The 15,629-nt window shown below is 45.3% G+C and carries 17 protein-coding genes and 1 pseudogene; 9 read left to right on the top strand and 9 right to left on the bottom strand.

The window, feature by feature from the left end; genetic code table 11:
• Positions 1 to 172 precede the first annotated feature (172 nt).
• The 5 genes from NDA03_RS22550 to NDA03_RS22530 form a co-directional block, all read right to left on the bottom strand.
• Positions 173 to 454 carry a hypothetical protein gene (locus tag NDA03_RS22550; protein ID WP_348239199.1) on the bottom strand — a complete coding sequence of 94 codons (282 nt, stop codon included), beginning with the start codon at positions 452 to 454 and terminating at the stop codon, positions 173 to 175.
• Between the two features lie 426 nt (positions 455 to 880).
• Entirely contained in the window at positions 881 to 1,372 is a 492-nt protein-coding gene (locus NDA03_RS22545; RefSeq protein ID WP_348239198.1) for a hypothetical protein, read from the bottom strand.
• A gap of 160 nt (positions 1,373 to 1,532) precedes the next feature.
• Positions 1,533 to 1,709 carry a hypothetical protein gene (locus NDA03_RS22540; RefSeq protein ID WP_348239197.1) on the bottom strand — a complete coding sequence of 59 codons (177 nt, stop codon included), beginning with the start codon at positions 1,707 to 1,709 and terminating at the stop codon, positions 1,533 to 1,535.
• 106 nt (positions 1,710 to 1,815) lie between these two features.
• Positions 1,816 to 2,079 (bottom strand): hypothetical protein, encoded by a 264-nt coding sequence (locus NDA03_RS22535; RefSeq protein WP_348239196.1) that lies wholly within the window; start codon positions 2,077 to 2,079, stop codon positions 1,816 to 1,818.
• Positions 2,080 to 2,088: 9 nt separating this feature from the next.
• Positions 2,089 to 2,736, bottom strand: a complete 648-nt coding sequence (locus NDA03_RS22530) for a thermonuclease family protein (protein WP_348239195.1) — start codon at positions 2,734 to 2,736, stop codon at positions 2,089 to 2,091.
• A 380-nt stretch (positions 2,737 to 3,116) separates the two neighbouring features.
• On the opposite strand from NDA03_RS22530, the gene NDA03_RS22525 reads away from it, so the two are divergent.
• The 6 genes and pseudogenes from NDA03_RS22525 to NDA03_RS22500 all read left to right on the top strand — a co-directional run bounded on the left by NDA03_RS22525 (position 3,117) and on the right by NDA03_RS22500 (position 7,318).
• Positions 3,117 to 3,365 (top strand): hypothetical protein, encoded by a 249-nt coding sequence (locus NDA03_RS22525; protein WP_348239194.1) that lies wholly within the window; start codon positions 3,117 to 3,119, stop codon positions 3,363 to 3,365.
• 483 nt (positions 3,366 to 3,848) lie between these two features.
• Positions 3,849 to 4,594, top strand: a pseudogene (locus NDA03_RS22520) (IS1 family transposase).
• A gap of 97 nt (positions 4,595 to 4,691) precedes the next feature.
• Entirely contained in the window at positions 4,692 to 5,123 is a 432-nt protein-coding gene (locus NDA03_RS22515) for a hypothetical protein (protein ID WP_348239193.1), read from the top strand.
• Between the two features lie 45 nt (positions 5,124 to 5,168).
• A complete protein-coding gene (locus tag NDA03_RS22510; protein WP_348239192.1) occupies positions 5,169 to 5,582 on the top strand; it encodes a hypothetical protein in 414 nt (137 codons plus the stop codon).
• Between the two features lie 360 nt (positions 5,583 to 5,942).
• Positions 5,943 to 6,239 carry a hypothetical protein gene (locus NDA03_RS22505; RefSeq protein WP_348239191.1) on the top strand — a complete coding sequence of 99 codons (297 nt, stop codon included), beginning with the start codon at positions 5,943 to 5,945 and terminating at the stop codon, positions 6,237 to 6,239.
• A 119-nt stretch (positions 6,240 to 6,358) separates the two neighbouring features.
• Entirely contained in the window at positions 6,359 to 7,318 is a 960-nt protein-coding gene (locus NDA03_RS22500; RefSeq protein ID WP_348239190.1) for a DNA/RNA non-specific endonuclease, read from the top strand.
• Positions 7,319 to 7,470: 152 nt separating this feature from the next.
• Here the strand turns inward: NDA03_RS22500 and NDA03_RS22495 are convergent, their stop codons facing one another.
• Both NDA03_RS22495 and NDA03_RS22490 read right to left on the bottom strand, forming a co-directional pair.
• Positions 7,471 to 7,875, bottom strand: a complete 405-nt coding sequence (locus NDA03_RS22495; RefSeq protein ID WP_348239189.1) for a nuclease A inhibitor family protein — start codon at positions 7,873 to 7,875, stop codon at positions 7,471 to 7,473.
• Between the two features lie 21 nt (positions 7,876 to 7,896).
• The gene (locus NDA03_RS22490; protein ID WP_348239188.1) at positions 7,897 to 8,247 is read right to left on the bottom strand and encodes a hypothetical protein; all 351 of its coding nucleotides are present in this window, start codon (positions 8,245 to 8,247) and stop codon (positions 7,897 to 7,899) included.
• Positions 8,248 to 8,364: 117 nt separating this feature from the next.
• Between NDA03_RS22490 and NDA03_RS22485 the strand changes: the two genes are divergently transcribed.
• Both NDA03_RS22485 and ggt read left to right on the top strand, forming a co-directional pair.
• On the top strand, positions 8,365 to 8,946 hold the full coding sequence (locus NDA03_RS22485; RefSeq protein ID WP_348239187.1) for a GIY-YIG nuclease family protein: 582 nt from the start codon (positions 8,365 to 8,367) through the stop codon (positions 8,944 to 8,946).
• A 515-nt stretch (positions 8,947 to 9,461) separates the two neighbouring features.
• Positions 9,462 to 11,120, top strand: coding sequence for a gamma-glutamyltransferase (ggt, locus tag NDA03_RS22480; RefSeq protein WP_348239186.1), 1,659 nt, complete (start codon positions 9,462 to 9,464; stop codon positions 11,118 to 11,120).
• Positions 11,121 to 11,618: 498 nt separating this feature from the next.
• On the opposite strand, the gene NDA03_RS22475 is transcribed toward ggt, so the two are convergent.
• Positions 11,619 to 13,484 carry a 3'-5' exonuclease gene (locus NDA03_RS22475; RefSeq protein WP_348239185.1) on the bottom strand — a complete coding sequence of 622 codons (1,866 nt, stop codon included), beginning with the start codon at positions 13,482 to 13,484 and terminating at the stop codon, positions 11,619 to 11,621.
• A 299-nt stretch (positions 13,485 to 13,783) separates the two neighbouring features.
• The gene (locus NDA03_RS22470; RefSeq protein ID WP_348239184.1) at positions 13,784 to 14,476 is read right to left on the bottom strand and encodes a thermonuclease family protein; all 693 of its coding nucleotides are present in this window, start codon (positions 14,474 to 14,476) and stop codon (positions 13,784 to 13,786) included.
• Between the two features lie 27 nt (positions 14,477 to 14,503).
• On the opposite strand from NDA03_RS22470, the gene NDA03_RS22465 reads away from it, so the two are divergent.
• Positions 14,504 to 15,562 carry a competence protein CoiA family protein gene (locus tag NDA03_RS22465; RefSeq protein WP_348239183.1) on the top strand — a complete coding sequence of 353 codons (1,059 nt, stop codon included), beginning with the start codon at positions 14,504 to 14,506 and terminating at the stop codon, positions 15,560 to 15,562.
• Positions 15,563 to 15,629: the final 67 nt, after the last annotated feature.

Below are 15,629 nucleotides of genomic sequence, written 5' to 3'. Positions count from 1 at the left end.
TAGCGAGTAACTTACCTCCTTTTTTTTGCTGATTTTTGGGCTGATTTTTCAGTCATTTAAATGACTGAAACAAATATCCACTAAGGGATACATTCTTGAACTTGATACAAAGGTACGATCGTCTTTATACTACGCCTTAGCTTTATTTGTAAAGGTCGAATAATTTGCGACGTTAATGTCTGTTGCCATTATTGCGGGTTGAAAGTAGATATTCCCAGATGCGTCTGATTTCAACTTGATTTTCAACTATCACTGCTCTGTCTCTATCGGCGTTCACTTGCGACACCCTCAATGCTTGTTGATGCAGTCGGGCAATATCTAGCAGTTCAGACGTTACGCGCTGTAAGTCTGTAACTGTGGCAGTGTTCGTCTGTTGTTGATTTCTCAACTGAGCGATCGCTTCTGCATGAGCTTCAAGCCTCTGGTCAATTTCGTCTAATTTTTCTGGTGTCATAGGTTTTGGCGTGTTCGCTGATTATTCCCCTTTGCTAACAGTCGGTGAAGGGGTTGCTTTTGGATGCTGGTGTTCAACCTCCTCTAATCGCTCTTGTAAAAGGATTCTGACCTTTTTGGATAGCGATAATTCTTTCCATGCAGAATCAGAGCGTGCATGTTCTATGCGCTCTCTTAAGCCTTCTAAGTTAACTGGGACACGGTTTGCCATGTCCATAAGTTTAGCCTCTCTGATACATAGAGAGTTCGCTTGAATTTAGTTTTTTTGAATTGAGTTAAAATGATTCACCTTAATTTACTTATGCTATCGTAGCAGACGTTGTAAGGATAACTATTTCGGCGCACCGAAATGTTTACTTTTCCGTCTGTTGCTGAGAGTGCCATCTGGTTCCAGCATGATAACGATCGCATGAGGCAGCGTCTACTGCTACATCTGCTGCCTGACGACACCCGAAACTTCCAGCATTACCGTGGGAATTGGCACCAGTCGCCCTACGGTGGTGTAGCGACTGTTTCCTACAGGGGTTGTCGTTGAGCGTTCCCGAAACCGATTCATGGTGATGCGAAACCAGTCTCGCGTTTTGGGCATTGGCAATTTATATAGAAGCCGAGTGTTCACGAAATAGTAAAACAGCCAGTCTGCCTCAGTGTACAGGAAACAGCCGAGAGTTCCTTTTTCTAGATTGCTGTGGGTTTCAAAGAAGAAGTTGTTGGTCCTATTCCAGCGATCACCTTTGACTTCCACCAAAACTTCACCCTTTTGGGTTGTCCAAATCAAGTCAATATCTCGACTCTGAAAAGCTGGATCATCCTCAACGTTGATGACGCTAATGGTTCCTGGTTGAGCGCATAGCCAAGCATCTATGTCAGCAGCAGCTTGTTTTGCCACTTCCAACCCATCGTTCATGCTGTAGCTCATCGCTTTATCTCTTGTACTAGGCAAAGCATATTGGATGACTGCTGCATTTCAACCCTAGCACTGGTGTTGTTGTTGAAGACATCGACTAGATGAGCTGTGCCTACACTCAGAAAACTTGTACCAATTAGCACACTTGTGGCAGGTCACGATACTCTTGCAACTACATCTGTGGGTCTACTCGTTGATTGGGTACTTCAGGACAACGCTCAACCCGTTCTAGTTGGTAGCCTTGCTTTTCTAGCTGTTCCACAAATTCATTCGGGTCAGAGTTAGTTTCTGGTTGTGGTGATGGCTGTGCTGAGTGCCTGACTTGCTTGAGTTTAGCTTTCCGTCCCATTGGCTTGTTCTGTTTGTAGCTGTGCAATCAATTTTTCCAGCGCTTTTTACGTTGGCTTTTATCTGGGTGTCTGCTTCTCTAACTTTAGTACAAAGGATGCGATCTCTCACTTCTCCACTACTGGTTCATCAAAATTACGTTTTTCCCCGCAGACCTCTTCAATCGCACCGATCACCTCTGACCACTCTGGCTCGGTTTCTGGTGGTTTATCCTGTAAAAGCCCCACCAATCGCGTCAGTTTCAAGGCTTGGAATGGCTCTTCTCCTGCCTCCAAGAGTTGGCGTTCTAAAGTTGGATTGTAGTTTTTGGCTGTCAGGGCAGCATACTCGGTGTCAGTAATGCCGAGGTCGTAGATGGGTGGCTCTGTCATCGTTTGGGGTTATTTATGTAAAACATCCTTTGACTGTAACCAAATTCCTCGATGCTCAGAACGGGCAATTTCTTCAGCTTGAATGATTCCTGCTCGATTTAAACAACCAGATGAATAGGGGCTGTAGTGGTAAGCCAGTCCAGCCATCACCATTTCTTCATTGAGAAACTTCTCTTCGTCTGGGTTGCTTGCATTAGCACTGACAAATACCTCACCAATCATTCGATTCGAGCGATCGCGTCCGGTGGGGATGACAATTACTGCGCCTTCGGCTTGCTCAACGAGTCCCTTGAGATAGTTTCGGGATTCGACGGCTAGGGAGTCCGGTACATCAATCCCGCATAAACGTAGTTTCTCCTTCTTCCAGCCAGCGGTGACAATCATGCTTTCACCCGTTAAAACCTGTTGAACTTTCCAATTCTCGGATTGGGGTAAGGATGGGTTGCGGTTGGCTGTAATCTTGGCAGGATAACGAGGTGGGGCTGCATCAGCGCTGTCGTAATCGGGTCGGGCTTGAAGCGTTTGTTGCCATTGCTGGTAGACAATCAACCCAATCATGGCGGCGATCGCCATAAAAGGCAGGGCATGAATCAGGTGTTGAGCTTTGAAGGGTTGCATAGCCTTACTATATCCATCGCGCTTTCTTTCTTTAGGCATCCAGCTACTTTCTTCCAGGTATATTGAGGGGTAATCAAGTTACTGTCCTTTGCAATTGCGCTCCCAAACCGAGTTTCGGGACTATTCCACCACAGATGCTTTGCGGCTGTTTCTCCTTGGTAGCAAGCTGGCTCACTTCCGCTGCCAAGTGGTTGTAAAACCGAGGATATCTGTATCCCGCTGACTTGTTGATGTATATATTTATTCACAAATACAAAAGTGAAACTACAACTAAAACTTGATGAATGTAGAACAACAAGTTAACTCTGCTTATCCAGAAAATTTATTTGTAAATATTTTTTACCTACACTGAAGTTCTGCATAAAAGTCAAGAAAAAGCCTGACTAATATTTGTAAGCTTTAAATTGAGGAAGTTTAAAATGGCTAATATCAATATTCCTGATTTACATCCTGTTAATTCCGAAATGTTTGCTGAGCTGTTGTCTGAAGAACAAGCTGCTATTGTTGGAGGTGGTCTTTTGGGAAAAATAGCTGGGGGAATTCTCGGAGCTGCGGCAGGAGCTGCGGCAGGTTGGCCTAGTGGTCCTGGTGTAGTAGGGGGAATTATTGTTGGAGCTGGTGTTGGAGCTGGAATTGGAGATGGAATTGAAAAATCCATAAAAAATTAGTGGACTGAAATTACAGCTAGGCTCTAATAGGAAAAATCAATAGCATCCCAAGTAGTTAATTGCATATTTCAGAGATGAACCGTTAACCTCGCCAGCCACAGGGCGAGGTTTGTTGTTGTATTTGGTATGAAATTGAGACAGGTGAGTAGCAACCGAGCCAAAACATACGCTAAGCCTAACTTTGCCGCCAAAGAAAGTGGATTAGTAGTTGTGGAAATACTTCAACCCTTGAGAACCCCGTAGACGAAACTATCTAACATTGCTGAATTAAGAACATTTTCGGCAAAGTAACCGATTTTAAAAACTTATCATTTTGGCGTTTTAATGGGTCTGGGTTTCTCAGAATTGTTTGACTTTGCCTCTAGTAGGATTAACCCTGGTTTTCTCCCGTTCATTTCAGAGTTGCGAAACACGTATACCCCTAAGAACTTAGGTAGTCCTAAAGATGTAAGGATAAGAAGGTAGAGTTACTGCTGTTGTTCGATGTCCAATCCCCATCCTACTTGTCCTGCTTGTGAGTCTACTCATACCGTGAAAAATGGGAAAATTCACAACGGCAAACAGAACTTCAAGTGCCGTGAGTGTGGCAGACAATTTGTGCAAGACCCGCAGAACAAGATCATTGACCAAACTACTAAAACCCTGATTGACAAACTGCTGTTGGAGAAGATTCCTGCTTCTGGAATTGCTAGAGTGACGGGTGTTTCAGAACCCTGGCTCCAGAGCTATGTCAATGGGAAATACGAAGCGATTCCCCGACAAGTCGAGGTATCGGCTAAAAAAAGGGGCGCTTGACGATTCAATGCGACGAGATGTGGTCATTTGTGGCTAATAAGGGCAACAAGCAATGGATTTGGTTAGCATTACATGTCAATACCCGAGAAATTGTCGGCGTGTACGTCGGCGAACTGACAAGTCAGCGCTTCGCTATCGCTCTCGTGAGGGTGCCCAAGGATTATGGGACAGCTTGCCAGGGGTGTATCGACAGTGTGCCGTCTCCTATACCGATTTCTGGTCTGCCTACAATGAGGTTTTCCCCAGCCAACGACATTGCTAGTGTGGGCAAGGACAGTGGTCAAACAAGCTTAATTGAGCGCTTCAATTGCACCTTACGGCAGCGAGTATCCCGGTTAGTGAGAAAGACGTTGTCGTTTTCCAAGAAGTTAGAGAATCATGTTGGTGCAGTGTGGCACTTTGTCCACTACTACAATGCATCCTTACATCTTTAGGACTACCAGAACTTAATAGCAGCGCTCAATGTTAATTTTTTTTACTTCACATAATTTCTTAACTTTTTTTCCTGAGTAATTAGTAGATGTGGCTGACATGGCAAATATGAAACTTAGTCATTTACTCTCTTTTAGCTCACTTATATCAGGACTACTGATTGCTCAATCTCCTGCAATAGCTGTTCCGGGCTGGGCACAGACATCGAGACATTTAAATGTACATCCTAGCTCATGTACGAGTTACGTTAAAGACGCCATCCTAAAGGTGACAGGCAGCACAGCTACTTTCGATGCCATCTCCAATACTACCTTTTTGATGACAGCATACCCGCAAGGAACAACGGGAGTTTTCATGTACTGCGTCAGCAATCCAAAACCAGTTTGCAAAGGCCCAACATCAACCTTGTTGGTCGTCGCTTTCAGCGATAATGGTTCGGGAGAAGCTGAAATTTGGAGAGATGCATTAAACAACGCAGTTGGCGACCCTGTCTACATCGACTGCGGAACCAATACCATTGAAGTTCCCTAAAAAATCTGGTTATAGCTTTTCAGTTTTTTAGAAAAAGGCGTTGTCATGACATGCTTTCAGTTGCCATCTATTTTTTGTAGTGTTGCAATTGTTGCCTTACCTGGAATTGCTTCTGCTGGGCCAATGGAATCTATGTATCCTTTAGTGGCAAAAAATTCTAATCCCGTTTGTTATGTGCAACTAGATAATGGAAGCACTTTGGACTTGTCTAGAATTTGTGGCTTTGAAGAAAACTATTACAGTTCTGTCAATAGCCCCTTAAACATTTCAGGCGGTAGCTTAAGTGTTTCTAGCAGTTCTAGTCTGTGCATGAATCCGGAAGATAGAGCTACCAATGGTTCGCGTTGTGGAGCTAGCTCCCCTAGTGTTGGACTAAGGGAAAACCCAGGGAATATAGTTAATAGTTCTAGTGGAAGTTTAGGAGTGAGTTCTAGTGGAGGCCGAAAATCGAGAAATTGATTAGGTAAAAAAAACTCAACTCAAAACTGAGCGGTAGTTTATGAGGTGAAATGAACAGTAGATACTATTGGCGAAGTCAAAACAATCGCCTAACCGCCTCGATATCTTGTAGCCGAATTCAACTAAATTTGAAGATTTCAGGAATTTTCCAACATATTGGATACTACTCACCCCTCTACATTGCGGATTTTTTCTAGGAAGTGTAATTCCCAAAAAAAATGTGTCAATCGACATTTCTAAAGCGGTTGCGGCTTCTGATGTTGATTTAGGGTGCAATATTGCCGATAAATTGTCTGAATATTGCACCCTAAACTTTTAGGGTGCAATAATCAAGGTTATGGCTGATTATTTGCACCCTAAATGCCATGCCGAGAAAAAACCCCTCTGACTTCTCCCCCAAAGAAGGCAAAATGGAACCGGGATGAACTCGAAGAGATGAAAGCGATTATCGACGGGTTACTACAGGCAATGGAACCGATACCGGAGCCGATTGAGGAGGCAGCGTTCCCTAATCAGGGTCGGGGACGTAACGGCAGTATTGGTTACTTGGAAGAAAAGATAATTAATGGCTGTGGTCCCTATCGATATCTACGCTATTGGAGAGCAGGGAAGCGAAAGTCTGTTTATGTAGGCAAGGTAGAGAGTCCGTGCAATTAATTAGAAAAGCCTTGATGTAAAAATCGGACTTTTTTGGGGCGTCCTCTTTATGGGCATTTAATCTTGATACAAACATTGAAGCCTTTCGCCTTGACAAGTTTTTGAGGCATTTTACACTTATGATGAATCTGGCTCGGTTGAAAACTTTAGCAGCTACGTTTGTTTTAGTCTTATTGCTTCAGGGATGCCCGATTCAGGAGCCATCTTCAACAACACAAAGACCAACGCCGCCAGCCCCAACCGCCACTCCCAAACCATCACCTTCCTCAACGAGCATTCATCTCAAATTAGGCAATCCGAGTAACGCCATCAGCAGCGTTGCGAATCCTGATAACTACCTGATGGTGAAGCCTCAATATGTGTTGTCTTATAACAGAAGCAAGGGAACTGCAAACTGGGCTAGCTGGCAGCTGAACCAATCGTGGCTAGGGAACACCGACCGCCAAGACAACTTTCGCCCTGACCTAACACTCCCCACGGGTTGGGAGAAGGTGACGCCAACGATGTATTCGGGATCTGGATATGACCGGGGGCATATCGTCCCATCCGCTGACCGCACTCGGAGTGTAGAGGATAACGCCGCCACATTTTTAATGGTAAATATGATGCCCCAGACACCTGATAACAATCGAAACACCTGGGGCGACCTAGAAGAATATAGCCGGGAGCTAGTGAGGCAAGGCAAGGAACTTTATATCATCGCGGGACCATTCGGCACTCAAAAGCAACCGCTTAAAGGTAAGGTCGTGATTCCCTCATCAACTTGGAAGATTATTGTGGTGCTGGATCGCCCGGGCGCTGGCATCAACAACATTACTGCTAACACTCGCCTGATTGGGGTGAATATCCCTAATCAAGATGCAATCGATAATGATTGGAGAAGATACAGAGTCAGTGTTGATGTCATCGAAAAATTGACGGGTTACAACTTCCTTTCTAACGTGAACCCTTCTATTCAAAAGGTGATTGAGTCTAAGGTAGATAGTGAAACTATCAGCGTGAATTCTGAACCGACACCTCAAAGACAACTCAATTCAGAATCTCCCACTCCCACAATCACAGCACAAGCGGCAGTGTAGTCCGGCTTATCCTGATGTCTGTATTCCACCTCCACCCCCAGACTTGAATTGTGGCGATGTTGAATTCAAAAACTTTAAGGTATTGCCACCAGACCCACACAACGCCTGATGGAGGAGACAATGATGGCTTTGGGTGTGAGCGCTAAACAGTTTTAAGTTTCTATCACCTTAGTAGACAACCCTGCTAAAGCACCCGCGGGAGTTTGACCCACAATATAAACATCAATCTCTATTTCACCCAGGCGATATACTTCTGGGTTACTCAGAATTTGTTTGAGGGTTTGCACGAGAGCTTGGTACTTCTGGAGCGTAGCTTTTTCCTCTTTAGAGTACCAATCTTGTTCAGTCGTTGCCACCCTAAAGAAATTATCAACAGTTGAGACTTCGATAGGCGTAGTTTGAGGATGACCTGTCTGTTGCAGAATCTTTTGTGTTGTCAGCGGTTGTAGTTCTGAGGATTCCCACAAGAAAATCTCAAAGGGATAGTCAGACTCACTCATATATAGCAAGCCATTGGATGCTGATTTTAGTTGGTCAACGATTTCTGAATTGTTCATGGAATTGCCAAGTGCGATCGCTTACACACTATCATCCACCCATCTACAGTGTGGGCAATCCCAATGCACCGGGGGCGTTTTCTTCATATCAAACGGCATCTCGCACTGCGGACACCTACCCGTAAACATTGGGTGATAGTCCAGCATCTCCAACTGTTGTAGGGGTGTCCAACGCGGTTTCGGTTGCTTCATTAACTCGCCATTGTAATAACTGGCTCCCTCCGGCTCCCACAATTCTTCTGGTTCGGCGTTAGGGTCTGGAATGAAGTTTGGGCAGGTGTCATTTTCTACCCCAGACGGGTGAACAGCACAAATAAAGTATGGATTGTGGGCGTATAGCAAACAGCGATCGCACTCGGGAATTTTTGGCATAGCACTAAAGCAGTTTATTCAAGTTTCCCCTAGAACTAAGGGCGAGCGCACCTTGCATCTGTCACTTTTTTTCTAGGGGATTTATCATTAGCTGGTTAGTACGAGCAAGAAACTCCATTGGAACCTAATCAGCTTGAACTGTTCTCGGCAGCGCAGCCCCCTTCCACTCGGAAGAACAGACCCAATATGCTGCTAATGGACGCTGATGCTCTAGTGAGGTGGAAAGGACAGATTGCTGCTCACCAGCAACGCGCTAGGGACAGTAAGCCAGCACAACAGGTTACATTATTAGATTTCGCAGAGCTTGACTTTCCACCAGCGCATTGCGAGCCAGACCGAATAGATCCCTTCAGCCTCCGCCTGTGTCCGACATTGTTCTATCGGTTGCCAGTGGATGGAGCGGGAGAGGCGTGCATTTATTTTGTTCTGGATAACGCTGCTGGACTTATCCTCTACATCGGTGAGACGTGCCAGTCTTCCAAGCGCTGGAAAGGCACCCATGACTGTAAGCGGTACATTGAAAAGTACCAGGATTTACACTATCAGTACGGCTTGAAGACAGCCGTAAGTATGGCTTTTTGGTGGGATGCACCAGCTAAAGTTCAACCCCGACAGCAGCTGGAGCAAGCGCTGATTCAAAAATGGAAGTCGCCGTTTAACAAGGAAAATTGGCAGCGCTGGGGTCAACCATTTGGGTAAGGGCGATCGCGCTCTAGCGAATCTCCGAGAACTGGACAGATTACTGCTTTTCCAGATACTTTGTGGTATCAAACCGTTTAATCAAATCTCTAATGATCCGCGGGTTATTGGCCCTTAGCTCCACTTAAGCCGTTAGGTAGTGCTGAGCTAATTGGCTCAGGTCAATCTGTGTCTTTCCTCTGCTCTAACCATTCACCCAATAAACTTTCTATTAAGCGACTTAAATTTATATCGTCCTGGCGCTGCTGCTTCTTGTGTATGAGGTTTGAGTAGTAATAGTAACTAACCCAGTGGTTACTATAGATTAAAAGCGGCATATTGCCTACAGTTGTAAATTTCAATACTAATTTCTCCAACAAAGTATCTTAATAATGTGAGTCGTATAGGGACAGGGTAATTACTAAAGGGGCTTCTCGATGTATCTGGCTAGGAAAAAAGTGACGGTCATTGCTTTGACAAGTGCATTCAGTTTTTCAAGCGTTTTTGCCCCAGCTTTGGTAGCTGTCTCAACGCTTATGAAAATTAATGTAGCGAATGCCGCTAATCGACCAACTACTATGTCAATGAATGGCATGGTAACGACCCCTCACTATTTAGCTTCTCAAGCTGCTTTAGATATACTCAGACAGGATGGAAATGCTGTAGATGCTGCAATCGCGGCTGCATCAACGTTAGCAGTAGTTTATCCGCATATGAACAGTATTGGAGGAGATAACTTTTGGTTAATTTATAATGCTAAAACTCGCGAATTAAAAGCCTTAAATGCCAGCGGTAGAGCTGGTCAAAAAGCAACAATCGACTTCTATCAAGCTAAAGGTTATACAAAAATCCCCTCCAGAGGCTATTTAGCAGCCAATACAGTACCGGGAGCGGTTTCTGGTTGGGGAGAAGCCTATAAATATGCTCAACAAAGTATGGGGAATAGTCTGTCTTGGAGTCAGCTGTTTGATTCTGCCATTAGCTATGGAGAAAATGGCTTTCCAGTAACTCCTAGTCAGAACTATTGGACTAAAACGAATATTGATGAGAAGGACAAAGAATTCCGCAACCTTCAACGCTTTCAAGGCTTTAAGCAGACCTATCTTAAGTCAAACGGTGAGTCTTACCAAGCTGGTGAAGTCTTTAAACAGCCACAGCTTGCTAAAACCCTGAAAGCAATTTCTGAAAAAGGAGCTGTTGAATTTTACAAGGGTGAAATTGCTCAAAATATTATCAAAGATTTAGCAGCTAACGGAGGTATTTTAACTCTAGAAGACTTTGCATCACACACGGCTGATTGGGTTGAGCCGATTTCAGCAGACTACCGTAAATACAAAGCATATAATTTTCCACCCAATACACAGGGAATGGCTTCTCTCTCGATTCTTAACATCCTCAACAACTTTGACTTGAAGAAGATGGGGGAAGGCACAGTTGATTACTACCACACGATAGTAGAAGCAACAAAACTTGCTTTCGCTGACAGAGACAAGTATCTTAGCGACCCAGCCTTCGTGAATATTCCTTTGGGTACGCTTCTGTCTAAAGAGCATGGTAGGGATTTAGCAGCACGTATCAAGATGAGAGTTGCTGTTAAAGAAGCTAAGCTCCTCGATCCAAAAGGCGATACGGTCTGGTTGGGTGTGGTTGATAAAGATGGCAACGCTGTATCTTTAATTCAAAGCATATACCATGACTATGGAGCGGGGATTGTTGCTGCAAATACGGGAGTTTTGCTACAAAATCGAGGGAGTTTTTTTTCTCTAGATCCAAAGCATGTTAATCATTTAGAACCGCGAAAGCGAACTTTTCATACTTTGAATCCGGCAATGCTATTTCAAAATGGGAAACCCTATTTAGTCTATGGAACAATGGGGGGAGAAGGACAGCCACAAACTCAAGCTGCTCTTGTAACTCGGATTGTAGACTTCGGATTTAGTGTCCAAGATGCGATTGAAGCCCCGCGATGGCTGCAAGGTCGTACTTGGGGAGCCTCCTCTAATGACCTTAAAATTGAAGGACGAGTGCCGCCAACTGTGGTCAAAGAGTTAATTCAAAGAGGTCATCCAGTCAAGGTAGTAGATAACTACACAGATACAATGGGACACGCAGGTGCAATTCTCATTGAGCCGGCAACCAATATAAAATATGGTGGTGCCGATCCACGCGGGGACGGGGCTGCTGTAGGGTATTAACGAATATTAGATAACAAATTATTTGGGAAATTCCCAGCTTTTGGTGAAAAGCATTAATTGAGCGCTCTGTCCCACGAGTGTAGTGTCAATTAGTTGAAAAAAAGTGCCACAAAGCACATGAGGTGGAAATTCAAGCGTTATTTTGCCCCGGTGGCAGCTTCGCTATATTTCCCCCTGAACGAATCTCTTTCCCTCTGCTGCCCACAGTTCTTCCGGTTTGGCAGGGGGTTGGAAGTCGAGACAGCGATCGACCTCTTGATTTCGGCGCTCCGAAATCAAGCTTCATTCGGTAGGAAGTCGGAAGTTGAGACAGCGAGCGCTATCTGGTTCCGTAGGATGTATGGCAACACTATAAAAGGATTACTCGCGATCGAGCGAGAGCGCGATCGCGCTCTCTCGATCTTCGCCATAGTCTCGCAGTTGGTTTACTCAAGTTTCTGCCAGAACTGAGGGAGATCGCACCTTTTCTAGGAGTGCGATTGCACTAACACGTTTCAACTACGCCGAACGTTGAACGACATCTAAGCGCTCGCTCTGTTGCAAATTCTTGAGAATGTCAAAACCTCCAGAGCCAAACAGATGTAGCACTTCCTGCGCTCTGGTCATAGAAACATAAAGCTCTCGCTGGGATCTGGTTTGATGATCGCCAACTCCAAACTGCTGCACCCAAGGAATCAACACCGCTTTAAATTCCAAGCCTAATGCAGACTTAGCGGTAACGATTCTGACGCCTGGGCGCTGAGTGCTGTAATCCGATTTATCCTGGTTGACCCAATAGGAACCAAAACCCAACCGTTCGAGCTGCTCCATTAAATAATCGAACGAAGCTTGTTCGTGTTGACCCTTGTAGCGATAGATGATGGCGATGTCTTTGGGTTGGAAACCTTCTAAAACAAGTGTCTGAATTTGAGCGATCGCCGCTTCAACCTCAGCCTGACGATTGGGTAACAGGTGCAGCATGGGGCGTTGACCGTTCCGTAGCGCCGCACTCGGTTTAATCACCGGAAAGGTCACATCATCTACATCCTCGTCCTCAATATTGGTTGGCTGTACGACACTCCAGGCTGCTGAAAGGATTTCTTCCGTGTTGCGGTAGTTTTGATTCAGCTTTTTGGTGCGCCCTTGAGCTTTGATGCCAACGGATTTCCATGAAAACTGACGCCGTTGGTAAAAGCTTTGCGAGCCATCCGAGACGATCGTTAAATCTCCATTTTCCGGATCTTTGAGGGCCGCCGTACAGCATCGAAACCAACTGGGTGAAAAGGTGTGTGCCTCGTCAACTAGAACCGCATCCCATTTCAGTTCTAGGGGAAGTTGTTCAAGCGCCTGCAACAAGCGAAGGCCTAAATCTTCGTCATAGTCTTCATCGGTGTCATAAAACCGGGGATTGGGCAGTATGCCAAGAATTGATTTTGCCCATTTATGAAAATGGATAATCTCGATCCGTTCCCGATACAGGGGGTTGCTGTCTCCTGCGATCAGCGAACGCAGGTAAGCAGCCAAAGTAATGTTAAAACAAAGAATTAAAACTTTTTGGTTAAATAGTCCACTAGCGAGGGACTTGGCACGCGAAAGCAGAATCAACGTTTTTCCCGATCCAGCGACTCCACAGAATAGACGATGACCAGAATGAAGCGCTCGCGCAAGTTGCTCTTGTTTGTAGTCAAGAGCTTTGATGATAGTTGCGTTGGGTTTGAGGTGAAACCCTTCTGGAACGCTCTTAAGTGTGGCGGGTTCTGTTCTAAAGCCGACTTCTGGGTGGATAATACCGCGAATGGTATGAATTTGGTCGTCACTCAGGGGCATAAAGTTGAAGCGCACAGTAAACATATTGCTTAAGCGCTTCATCAATGCTCGTTCGTCAATGCCGTCCCATTCTAGAAGTTCATCGCGATAAGCAACCTGAGGTTTTTCTAATAGTGGGTAAATATTTCCGTCTCTGGCTTCAGCTTCCGTAATGTTGGTCATGATTGCACCCACACCTACGGGAAAAGTCAACTTGCCCTGATAATCTCCATCATCTTGAGTTAAAACTGAGTAACCTTTTAGCTTATTTATCAGAGCATCTTGATAGCTCTTAGCCTGTCTCAATGGAGATGGCTGACTAAGAGTTTTGCTGTCTTGTTCAATTTGAAAAAACTGATTATCGGCTTGGATAATTTGGCTAGCACTCCATCCCTTGACCTCCAGTATCAGCAGTCCTAGCGTTGGTCCTAAAACAATAAAGTCAGGGTACAGCCCATTCACTCGCGGCTCATACCAAACATAGCAATCGTCTGGTAATTCGTAATGCAAAGTCTTGTAGAGGCGCTTCTCCCCTTGGCTGGCTTTTGGTGGGACAGAATCGGGAACCATTAAAGCCATAAACAATATCTCCTAAAACTCTCGTTAAACAGCGCGATTCCCTCTTTTCCCAGAGATCATGCTTTGGGAATTACGAAGAGCGAACGATATATCATCTGCTACACCCTAGCTCTGCTAGAACTTAACCAGGTTCAGGATATTTACTGAAAACTCCCTGCATTACGAATTCGAGGAGAGGATTCGGGTGGAGAATTGAAGTGTTGCGATCGCTCGTCACCAGCTCCTTAAGGATTAGTCATCACCGTTTGGTTAAGATGGTTGGTGAGCCTCGATGAGCGCGATCGCTCCTCACTTTACTGTTACCCCTTTTCGCATCCAACCCCATCGCTGTCGCGGTCGAAGCCATGCGGATCGGGAGGCAGAACCTTGAAATTTCGATAGGAGATATCTGGGCAATTCAGATCCGGTGGGCCAGGGGGAATGCAGACGCCTGGATAAGCTGGACTACAGTTTTGTTGGGCAGATGGGGCTGGTTTGGGCTTCGTATTAGAAGATGGCTGATTACTTGTTGATTGCCCCTTCCTAAAATCCCACGGCATGACTGGCTTGGGCTGATTCCAGAATCCCAACTTTTTCTGCTTGGCTTGGGCTTCAGCCTGAAGGTACTGATTCTTTGTGGATGCACAGCCGCTGAGGTACTGGCGATACACGACAGCTTGCCCCTGCTTAACCATTTGCAGGTTTACTGACTGTTTTCCCAGGTACAACTCAGCGACAGTCCGCCCGTAGCGATCGCGCTCAATCTCCCGAACCTGCACGGCTTTACCAGGGGGGAGAAGTTGTTTGAGCTTCGCCGCTGATTGCTGACCCCAAGGGCGCTGTCCTGTTTCTGGCGCATCAATGCAAGCCATCCGAATCGTGACAACCTTCCCTTGGCTCTTGACTCGGAGCGTATCGCCATCGCCGGTGCTGACTACTGTTGCTGTGGTTTGGGCAGAGGCGGGGATGGTTAAGGCCAGGACTAAGGCAGCGGCAGTTGCGAGTTTGTTCATCACACATTCTCATCTGAGACAGTTCTAGTGTTCCCAGAACCTGAAGGGCGATCGCGCTCACTCTCTCTCAGCGTCCGGATTTTATCTGCCGTCGAAGTTAACGATAAATATTTAGTGATTCGCGATATGGCTTATGTGTGGCTGCTAAAGTTTGGGGTCAATGCTGATAATAAATTGGTTGATATTGTTGATGTCCCCAGCGGAAAAAGCGATTTAGTTTGCCCCTATTGTGGAGTCAAATTAGTTGCTAAGAAGGGTCAAGTCAAAGAACACCATTTCGCTCATACTGGGCAAACCTGTCGTTCCGTGACGGTTAAGCGAGAGTTTCCTAGCCTCCCACTGTATGACAACTTTAATATTGAGCTATCAGGGCAGGCACTACAATTGCTCGAAACACTTTGGAAATCCTGTGGAACAAATGGCTGGAGTATCCCTTTCTCAGTTGACCTCAAGCCATTAATCAAAGCCAAACTATTGCAGAAAAATCCTTATCAAAATCCTCCCGGCTACGAATTTACACAGCTAGGGATGATTCCAGTGGGAGCGCTGCCCTTGAAAGAATTCAATCAAGTTCAGGAGCCGCTTATCCTAAAGAAATTAGCTGATATAGAACGGCAGGTGGAACTCGCCAGAGTCCTAAAATCCTTGAATCTGAAAGAAAGAGCAGTTGATTTATGGCTATACCGGACTCAGCTTAGAAGAATCCTAGAGCATCGTTTGTACTATCTAGAAGTAAAAGCTGATAGTGAAACCCTATATAAAATTGGCATAACCAAGCGAACAATTGAAGAACGAATGCTAGAAATTAGGCGAGATTTGCGCTCGCACTACAAAACTGTGAAACTTAAGGTACTGGGGACTTGGGAACACAGGGGCAATGTTGAACTGTATTTCAAGCATCGTTACCAGCCGTTTAATTATCGATTAGGGAGCTTAACTGAATACTACAAGTTTGATAATGAGGCGAGTGCAGTATTGAATGATTTAGAACAGATGCATCTCAAATGTCTCAGTCAAGTCGAACTTGATATCTTGGCGGAGGATGTTACGTCATCCCCTGCCAGAACTGAAAGTTATTGCCTGTGAAAACTAGCCTTTTTAAAGACAATCACCCCTCAATGACAATGCCTCAACAACCAAAACCAGAACATGA

The organism is Trichocoleus sp. Lan, from assembly GCF_039961855.1.
Classification (GTDB): domain Bacteria; phylum Cyanobacteriota; class Cyanobacteriia; order Cyanobacteriales; family FACHB-T130; genus FACHB-T130.
Note: the sequence above shows the minus strand (reverse complement) of the source record. Positions and strands in the feature narration are given on the sequence as shown.